This is a genomic window from Clostridia bacterium, assembly GCA_017554615.1.
Classification (GTDB): Bacteria; Bacillota; Clostridia; order UMGS1840; family HGM11507; genus SIG450.
This window is the reverse complement of sequence record JAFZHY010000004.1, coordinates 112723-121808: the sequence shown is the minus strand read 5'-3', so window position 1 is coordinate 121808 and position 9086 is coordinate 112723. Positions and strand designations below refer to the sequence as shown.

Sequence of the window (9086 nt, the reverse complement as noted above, 5' to 3'; positions counted from 1 at the left end):
CAGATATTTGACATTTTAAACACTCCTCTCTACTTCATATGTTATTTTAAATTTATTATACAATAAAACTTTTAAAAAGTCAAAAATAAAAGAATGAGTTGGTGTTTTGGTTGTTAAAAAACTCTACTTAAGAAAAGAAATTATAAGTATAATGAAATCGTGCTTTGCACGATGAAATCCAAACAAGTTTGGATGAAATCAAAGCATTACTGCTTTAATGAAATTAAATCCGTCTTTATTCGCCGAAGGCGATTTTATCTGCGAAGCAGATTTCATCCACGAAGTGGATTTATCCCGTCGACAGACGGATTTAGTTGAAAAAAGCATCAATCTTGTATCAAGATTGATGCTTTTTTCTGGTGGAGATGAGGAGAGTCGAACTCCTGTCCGAAAGTTCATTCATAAAGGCTTCTACGAGTGTATCTTGTGGTCAGATCCTTACTGCACAGTCCACAAGAAAACATATACAGTTCGGTTGCTTAATTATTCATGGTATGCTCAAAGCATTGCATACTCACGTTCACCACTAATTGACGCCCTATCCTGTGCCGTGGTACTCACAGGTAAGACGACTGCCTTAATTAGGCAGCAACTAATTCGTTATTAGCTTTTATATTTAAAAATTTAAGCTTTTTAAGTTATGCTCAAAACTACTCGCTACCCGTACTTCAAAACCCCCGTCGAAACCGATACATCCCCATAATATATCAGTAGTTTTTAAGGGCTCTTTCCATATTTCGCTTTGCACTTCTCTCAGCATCTGCATCTCTTTTATCATACAGTTTTTTACCTTTTGCAAGTGCAATTTTTAATTTAACCCATTTATCTGAAAGGTAAATTTCAAGAGGAACAACTGTTAAGCCGTCCTCCGTTAATTTGCCCATCAGTTTAAAAATTTCTTTTTTATGAAGCAAAAGTTTTCTCACTCTTAGTGGATCACGGTTAAAAATATTTCCGTTTTCATATGGGCTTACATGCATACCAATAATAAAAGCCTCGCCGTTTTTTACATCGACATAGGAATCTTTAAGATTGACAGAGCCTTTTCTTATAGATTTAACCTCAGTTCCGACAAGTTCTATCCCTGCTTCAAACTCTTCTATTATAAAATATTCATGCCATGCTTTTTTGTTTTTAGAGATACTTTTAACTGCCATTTTGCTACTCCAATTCTAACATAAAAAATTAAATATTGCTATCAATAAAATCTTCCATTTTTTCATAAGGAACTGCACCGTTTAATTTTGCAACAACATTTTTATTCTTTAAAATAAAAACAGTCGGAATAGTCATAATTTTAAATTCAGATGCAAGTTCAGGCTCTTCGTCCACATTAACTTTTCCAACGATAAGTTTACCATCGTAATTATTTGCCACTTCGTCAATTACAGGGCCAAGCATTCTGCAAGGACCGCACCACGAAGCCCAGAAATCAATTAAAACTGGTAAATCTGAATTCATATACTCATTAAAATTTGCTTTAGTTATTTTTATTGTTTTTTCACTTGCCATAATAAATACACTCCTTTTTTTAATTATAACATAATTTTAAATATTTTCAAATATTTTTTGGAAAAATAATATATTCATCTCTTTCTGATGCATAAACTAATTATGAGGTGAAAAATATGAATAATTCAACATACCGTTTCTTCCCAGGAGGAAATACTGCAAACGGTTTTTTCAGTTATTACTCCGAGATAACAAATAAAAATACATTAAAAAAAATCTATACAATAAAGGGCGGACCAGGTGTAGGAAAATCTACGCTTATGAAAGAAATAGGCAGTTTATTTGAAAAGAATAACAGCGTTGTTTATTACTATCACTGCTCTTCCGACCCTCGTTCTTTAGACGGAGTATACATAAAGGACAGGGAATATTTATTTGTTGACGGAACAAGTCCGCATATTATTGACCCTGTTTATCCAGGTGTACTCTACGAACTTATTAACCTTGCAGATTACCTTGATTATGATAAATTAAAACCATATAAAAATGAAATAATTGATTTATCAGACAGGATAAGCGATACTTTTAAAACTTCTTATAGTTATCTTAGGGCAGTTAAAGAGATATATAATAACTTAAACTTTCAATATGAGAAAGTCTTAGATAAAGTTAAATTCTTTGATTTAACCAAAAACTTATACAACAAAATAACAAACAGCAGGACTGGAAAAGGCTATAATGAGCAAAAACTGTTCTTATCTGCTGTAACGCCTAACGGACTGGTTAATTTTTTAAATGAATCAATCAAAACAAAATACATTTATATTATAAATTCTGAAATCGGCGATTTAAGTTATAAAATACTCAAAAATTTAAGAACAAGGCTTATTTTAGACCAATTTTCTATTAAGACTTTTTATTGCCCGATGTTTCCTGATTTAAAGGTTGAACATATTATTATCCCTGAACTTGACACTTCAATTGTAACTTCTAATAAATATCATAATTATTCAAACGGTATTAATATTAACACAGAATATTTATACAATTTATCCTCTGTTGACACACAAACACTTGAATCGGACAGGGGCTTAATTGATACATTGATAAACTATTCAGTTAATAATATAAGAAAGGCAAAAATTCTTCATGATTTACTTGAAGAATATTATAAAAAGGCAATGAATTACGATAAGTTGAATTCATTTAACAGAGAGTTATTAAAATCAATTTCCACATAAGATATCCTGATGATTTATCATATTATAAGTTATAAGATTATCCCCTTCAAGATTTTCCTTATACATATCTATTCGTGTTATTCTTGAATTATTATAGGTTGTATAATAGTATATACCCTCATCGGTATTACAACAGGAAGAATAGATTGTATTTTCATACAGGTTATCAGAAAGGCATACAGAGCCTTTTGTCTGATACACTGAATTTAAAATATGGAAAAATTGTGTTATACCCTCTTCGTCGCTTAATGTTACAGGCGAATTAAGTTTTGTAAATGCTGCCCTTACAAATCTTGAAGATGAGGATAAATCGCCAGGAAGACCTATCGCTCCCATACCTCTGCTTGAGGGAACAAGGTCTATTTTATCTGAAAACAAATTTACAGGCTCTTTAGGGGATAGGTTAAGATAATTTACAAGATTTTCTTTTTGCATATTAAAGGTAGGGTTATTGGTTAAGACACCTAATTCGTTTTCATAAACAAAGTTGCCCTCTTTTGTGGTTTCATACACTATTGATTTATTTTTATCAGAAAAGATAAAGTGTAGAGGCGTCAGACAATGTTTCATATTAAAAGGCTTTTTAATAAGGTTTATATCTCTTAATAAGTTATTTGCTTCATACACATCAGAGCATTTACTTAATATATAAAGAGGCATTTCATACGGTGCTAAATTTATTTTTTGATCACAATAGTCGCTATAATATGCATTATTCGGGAAATTAAGCCCTGCAACAGAAAGCCCTTTTTCATTGGTTAAATCAAAATACAAAGGGAAATTATCTTCTACTATACCTATGCCGATAAATGCATAATGAAAGTTAAGTTTATCCATACATTTAAAACTTATAGGATAATTTCTCGGCGTGATTATTACTTTTTCTCCAAATGAATGCTCATAGTCAAGATTTCTTCCGAAATAATGAAAATTGGTTTTATAAGATAATGCAGTACACATAATAAACTCCTTAAAAAATTTATTATTATTTTTTACACTGTTAAACTAAAAAATACTTCAATTTTAATAAATTGAAGTATTTTTAAAATTCATTATAAAACTTTTTTTAGGAAGTTCTGCATTCTTTGTGTTTTAGGATTATCAAAAATAGTGTTCGGGTCGCCCTCTTCTATTATCTGACCTTCATCAAAGAAAATCACACGGGAGGCAACTTCTTTTGCAAAGCCCATTTCGTGAGTTACAACAACCATTGTCATTCCCTCTTTGGCAAGATTTTTCATAACCTCTAAAACTTCTCCTACCATTTCAGGGTCCAATGCACTTGTTGGCTCATCAAAAAGCATTACTTCAGGATTCATACATAATGCTCTTACAATGGCAACCCTTTGTTTCTGGCCACCTGAAAGTTGAGCAGGATAAGAGTCTTTCCTGTCTGCTAAACCAACTTTATTAAGAAGTTCTATTGCTCTTTCTTCTGCTTCTTTTTTAGATAATTTAAGAAGTTTCATAGGAGCAATTGTCATATTCTTAAGAACTGTCATATGAGGGAATAAATTAAAATGCTGAAAAACCATTCCCATTTTCTGACGGTGAAGATTTATATCTACCTCAGGGTCAGTTATTTCATTTCCGTCAAATATGATTTTTCCCGAAGTAGGTTCTTCAAGCAAGTTAAGTGAACGAAGAAAAGTTGATTTCCCTGAACCTGATGGGCCGATTACAACAACTACTTCGCCTTCTTTAATTTCAGCACTTACATTATAAAGTGCTTTGATATCTTCACCTTTGTAGAATTTACAAAGATTCTCGGTTTTTATAATTATATTATTATCGTTCACTCTTACGAAGTCTCCTTTCAAGAAGGGATACAAGTTTAGTAAAGCCTATTACCATAACAAGATAAATACCTGCTACTGCAAGCAATGGGAAAAATGCATCGTATGTTCTGCCACGGATAATATCTCCACCACGGGTAAGATCCTGAAGCGCAACGTAACCGCTGACTGATGTTTCTTTAAGTAATACGATAAATTCGTTGGCAAGAGCAGGAAGCACATTTTTAAATGCCTGTGGAAGCACAATGTAAAACATTGTCTGCACATAATTGAATCCAAGGCTTCTTCCGGCTTCTGTTTGTCCTTCGTCAATACTCATAATACCTGAACGTACTATTTCTGCAACATAAGCACCTGAGTTAATACCAAATGCAAGTACAGCAACAAGAACTTTATTGTTAGATGCAACAAATATTATGTAATACGCTATCATAAGTTGAACAGTAACAGGAGTACCTCTTATTACTGTAAGATAAATGTTGGCAATTGTATTAAAAAACTTAAGAATAAGTTTTCCGAATTTTGACCTTACGCGTTCTATAATCTTATCGTGTGTTGAACGTATGGCTGCAACTATGACACCAATTAAAATACCAATAAGTACTGCAAAGAATGTAACCTCAAGAGTTACTATAAGACCATCTGTAAGATAATGCCAACGCGAATCTTTTATAAAATTAAGAAAAAACCTTTCCTTAAATGTCATCTTAGTAAATTCCTTTCAACATTAATTTTAATATGCATTGTAAAAGAGGCAGATTCAAACCCGCCTCTTTACACGTTTGATAATTAATTTTATATCAAAAGATTATTCTTTAATATATTTTTTTATAATTCCATCAATTGTGCCGTCTTTTAGAAGTTCTTCTAAAGCACCGTTGATTTTTTCAAGAAGTTCTGTATTTTCTTTTGCAATAGCGATAGCATATTCTTCGATTGAGTATGCGTCAGCAATAATTTCTAATCCTTCATTTGCATTTACAAGTGCTTTTGCAACTTCACCGTCGATAACTACGCAGTCAATTTTATTGTTTTTAAGGCTTTCTACTGCAAGAGCACCGTTCTGGAAACGTTCTACAGCAGCATCGCCGAATTCTTCTGTAACCTGTGTATCACCTGTTGTGTTAATCTGAACACCGATTTTTTTGCCTTCTAAGTCAGTTTTTTTAGCAATTGCACCGTCTTTTGCTACGATGATTGACTGAGTTGTTGAAGTATAAGGAATTGTGAAGTTAATCATATTCTTTCTGTCTTCTGTGATTGTGATACCACTCATAGCAATATCAGTTTTACCTGTCTGTGTAGCACCGATAACTGAGTCAAAACTCATATCTTCAGGTTTAAGAGTCATACCGATTTTTTCGCAAACTGCATTCATAATATCAATATCAATACCAACGATTTCGTCGTTTTCATAATATTCATATGGTTCAAAGTCTGCACTTGTTGCCATTGTTAATACTGTGTCGTCTTTACCTGTTGTGCAACCTGCAAATAATGTTATGATCATCATAACTGCAAGTAATAATGTGATTAGTTTTTTCATTTTTAACCCCTCCAAGATTAATAATTATGAATTTTTTTGTATATTATATCATTATTATTTTTATTTTTCAAGAGTTTTTATTAAAATTTTTAAAATAATTATCTTATCATAAAGAAAAGAAGAACAATCATTCCAAGAATTATTCTGTACCAGCCAAAAGCATTAAAGTCATTCTTCTTTATATAACTTACCAAAAATTTAATTGCAATAACAGATGTTACAAACGCTATTACAAGGCCTGTGATAAGTATTGTTATTTCCATAGAAGAAAACACAAAGCCGAATTTTAAAATTTTAAGTAAACTTGCACCGAGCATTACAGGAATTGCAAGGAAAAAGGTAAACTCAGCAGCAACCTCTCTTGATGTTCCCAGAAGTATTGCGCCAAGAATTGTTGCACCTGACCTTGAAGTTCCAGGTATTAAGGATAACACCTGAAAAAGACCTATGCAAAATGCAGTTTTATAACTTAAATTATCAAGGCTTACGGTTGTAATATTTCTATTCTTTTTTTCGATAAGAATAAATAACACACCATAGATAATAAGCATCAGTGATACAACATATGAATTATAAAAAATCTGGTCTATTTTTTCATCAAATAAAAGACCGATAATCGCAGCAGGGATACATGAAACAATTATTTTAAACCATAAAACTATTGTATTATTATTCATAATAATTTTCCCATTTTCTTTTTTTACAGGGAAAAGTTTTTTAATGTATAAAAATACAACTGCAAGAATTGCTCCCAACTGGATAACAACAAAGAACAGTTCTTTAAATTCCTCCGATACACTTAATTTTATAAATTCGTCAACAAGTATCATATGCCCTGTACTCGATATAGGAAGCCACTCGGTTATCCCCTCAACTATACCTATAAGTAATACTTTTAATAATTCGATAATATTCATTATTTTACTCCTTCACTGCCATTACAACCAATGCGCCGCTCTTTATACTGATTTCTCCTGTATTTTCTAATAATACATTACTTATCCCAAGAGGATAATCACAAGATAAGGTATGGTTATTTAATGTATATTTAAAACCTTTTAAAGTAACGCCCTCACATTTTGGGGAAACAGAAAAAATAGAAACATATTTAAAATCTTCTTTTTCTATTTTCTTTTTATCTAAAACAAGAAAGACTCTTGTTTTATCGTCAATAAGTTCCAAATCGACATTCTTATCGGCTGCATATTTAATAAGAAAAATATTCGCAAAAGTATGGTCTAATCTATTACCTAAACAACCGATACCCACACATTTACAAAACCCGTTTTCCGATGCATAATTTATCGCAAGAGCCAAATCGGTGTCATCCTTTTCTTTTGGATAAACAATTTTATTTTTATACTCCAATATTTTAGAGGAATCAAAATCGCCTATTATAACATCAGGGACAAGATTTAATCTTTTTGCGTGTTTTACTCCACCGTCTGCACATATAATAAAGCATCCTGTAAAGTCCAACTTTTTAAGATATGAATAATCTAAAATATCTGATGCACCAAAAATATATGTAATCATCTTCTTAAACCTTTTATGGCGTTTGCCCTGTCTTCCTTACCGAACACTGATGTTCCCGCTACTATTACATTCGCACCTGCGTTAATAACCTCATCTATATTTGCTTCGCCAATTCCACCGTCAATTTCTAAGTCAATATCTCTTGTGCCGATATATTCTTTTACCTTTTTTAATTTTTCGGCTATGCGGGGCATATATTTCTGCCCTCCAAAACCTGGATAAACCGACATAAGAAGAATCATATCAACTTTATCAAGATATGGTATTACTGCCTCGGCTTCGGTATCAGGGGATAATACTATCCCGCATTTTATACCGAAACTTTTTATTTTATCCAAAGTTTCATCCACATCATCATCTGCTTCAACATGGAATGTTATAATATCTGCTCCTGCTTTAACAAAATCTTCTATATATTTATTCGGATTTTTTATCATAAGATGAACATCAAATACTAAATCAGAATGTTTCCTTAGTGCTTTTACAACAGGTGCTCCAAACGAAATATTCGGAACAAACTGACCGTCCATAATATCTAAGTGGACATAGTCTGCTGTTTGTATATCCTTTATTTCATTTTTCAAATCAGAAAAATCTGCAGCAAGTAAAGATGGCGAAATTTTAATCATTATTTTCTCTCCCAATCGTTAATCAGTTTTAATTTATCATAAAACTCAATGTAATTATCATGCCTTGACTTTATAATATCTCCTCTTTTTACTGCCTCAATAACTGCACATCCTTTTTCCTTTGTATGAGTACAGTCTTTAAACTGGCATAAGTTGGAATACTCTTTAAAGTCTATAAAAAGGTCTGCCAACTCCTCTTTCCTTATCATATCAATAAATAGACCTGAAAACCCTGGAGTATCGGCAAAGAACTTTCCTTCTTCTATTTCAAAAAGTTCAACATGACGGGTTGTGTGCTTCCCTCTTAAGAGTTTATCGCTTACAGCGCCTGTTTCTAATTTTTTATTAACTGCAAAACTTAAAAGGCTTGATTTCCCAACCCCTGAAAACCCTGCGACAGATGTTATACCGTCTGTTAATAAATCTTTAACCTCGTCTGTTCCAATATTATTCTTAGCGCTTGTTTTTATAACCTTATACCCGATTTTTTTATAGTTATCAATAAACTCTTCATTCTTTTTCAAATCGATTTTATTAAAGCATAAAACAGGCTCTATATTATTAAATTCACATATGGCAATCATTTTATCAATGAATGTTGCATCCGGCTCAGGTTCGGCTACTGCAGAGATTATAATCATTCTGTCAATATTTGCGACAGGCGGACGGATAAGAGCGTTTTTTCTTTCTTTGATTTCTTCTATGAAACCTTCTTTTTTATCTTCGTCAACAATTCTTATTTCCACCTTATCCCCCACATAGGGAATAATACTGCTTTTTCTGAAACTTCCTTTAGCCTTACATGTATATACACTCTCTTGTGTCTTTACATAGTAAAACCCGCCAATGCCTTTTATAATAATTCCTTCTGTCAAAAAGACACCTC

The 9086-nt window shown here is 32.1% G+C and carries 11 protein-coding genes and 1 other RNA gene; 1 reads left to right on the top strand and 11 read right to left on the bottom strand.

Annotation, left to right across the window (positions count from 1 at the left end; all coding sequences use genetic code 11):
- Positions 1-357 precede the first annotated feature (357 nt).
- The 3 genes from ssrA to trxA all read right to left on the bottom strand — a co-directional run bounded on the left by ssrA (position 358) and on the right by trxA (position 1512).
- Positions 358-699: a transfer-messenger RNA gene (gene ssrA, locus IKZ35_01545) on the bottom strand.
- An 8-nt stretch (positions 700-707) separates the two neighbouring features.
- Positions 708-1157, bottom strand: coding sequence for an SsrA-binding protein SmpB (gene smpB, locus IKZ35_01540; protein MBR4892649.1), 450 nt, complete (start codon positions 1155-1157; stop codon positions 708-710).
- A gap of 28 nt (positions 1158-1185) precedes the next feature.
- Positions 1186-1512, bottom strand: a complete 327-nt coding sequence (trxA, locus tag IKZ35_01535) for a thioredoxin (protein MBR4892648.1) — start codon at positions 1510-1512, stop codon at positions 1186-1188.
- A 116-nt stretch (positions 1513-1628) separates the two neighbouring features.
- Between trxA and IKZ35_01530 the strand changes: the two genes are divergently transcribed.
- On the top strand, positions 1629-2693 hold the full coding sequence (locus tag IKZ35_01530) for a hypothetical protein (GenBank protein ID MBR4892647.1): 1065 nt from the start codon (positions 1629-1631) through the stop codon (positions 2691-2693).
- Here the strand turns inward: IKZ35_01530 and bsh are convergent.
- The 8 genes from bsh to rsgA form a co-directional block, all read right to left on the bottom strand.
- Positions 2679-3653: a choloylglycine hydrolase gene (bsh, locus tag IKZ35_01525; GenBank protein ID MBR4892646.1), complete on the bottom strand. Its 975-nt coding sequence runs from the start codon at positions 3651-3653 to the stop codon at positions 2679-2681. The genes IKZ35_01530 and bsh overlap by 15 nt on opposite strands.
- Positions 3654-3745: 92 nt before the next feature.
- On the bottom strand, positions 3746-4474 hold the full coding sequence (locus IKZ35_01520) for an amino acid ABC transporter ATP-binding protein (GenBank protein ID MBR4892645.1): 729 nt from the start codon (positions 4472-4474) through the stop codon (positions 3746-3748).
- A gap of 7 nt (positions 4475-4481) precedes the next feature.
- The gene (locus tag IKZ35_01515; GenBank protein MBR4892644.1) at positions 4482-5195 is read right to left on the bottom strand and encodes an amino acid ABC transporter permease; all 714 of its coding nucleotides are present in this window, start codon (positions 5193-5195) and stop codon (positions 4482-4484) included.
- A gap of 102 nt (positions 5196-5297) precedes the next feature.
- Positions 5298-6035, bottom strand: coding sequence for a transporter substrate-binding domain-containing protein (locus IKZ35_01510; GenBank protein MBR4892643.1), 738 nt, complete (start codon positions 6033-6035; stop codon positions 5298-5300).
- A 98-nt stretch (positions 6036-6133) separates the two neighbouring features.
- Positions 6134-6952 (bottom strand): undecaprenyl-diphosphate phosphatase, encoded by an 819-nt coding sequence (locus tag IKZ35_01505; GenBank protein ID MBR4892642.1) that lies wholly within the window; start codon positions 6950-6952, stop codon positions 6134-6136.
- Between the two features lie 4 nt (positions 6953-6956).
- Complete coding sequence (locus IKZ35_01500; GenBank protein ID MBR4892641.1) at positions 6957-7571, bottom strand: thiamine diphosphokinase; 615 nt, start codon at positions 7569-7571, stop codon at positions 6957-6959.
- The gene (gene rpe, locus IKZ35_01495; GenBank protein MBR4892640.1) at positions 7568-8200 is read right to left on the bottom strand and encodes a ribulose-phosphate 3-epimerase; all 633 of its coding nucleotides are present in this window, start codon (positions 8198-8200) and stop codon (positions 7568-7570) included. The genes IKZ35_01500 and rpe overlap by 4 nt, the downstream gene beginning before the upstream one ends.
- On the bottom strand, positions 8200-9075 hold the full coding sequence (gene rsgA / locus IKZ35_01490; GenBank protein ID MBR4892639.1) for a ribosome small subunit-dependent GTPase A: 876 nt from the start codon (positions 9073-9075) through the stop codon (positions 8200-8202). Before rsgA ends, rpe begins: the two co-directional genes overlap by 1 nt.
- Positions 9076-9086 lie beyond the last annotated feature (11 nt).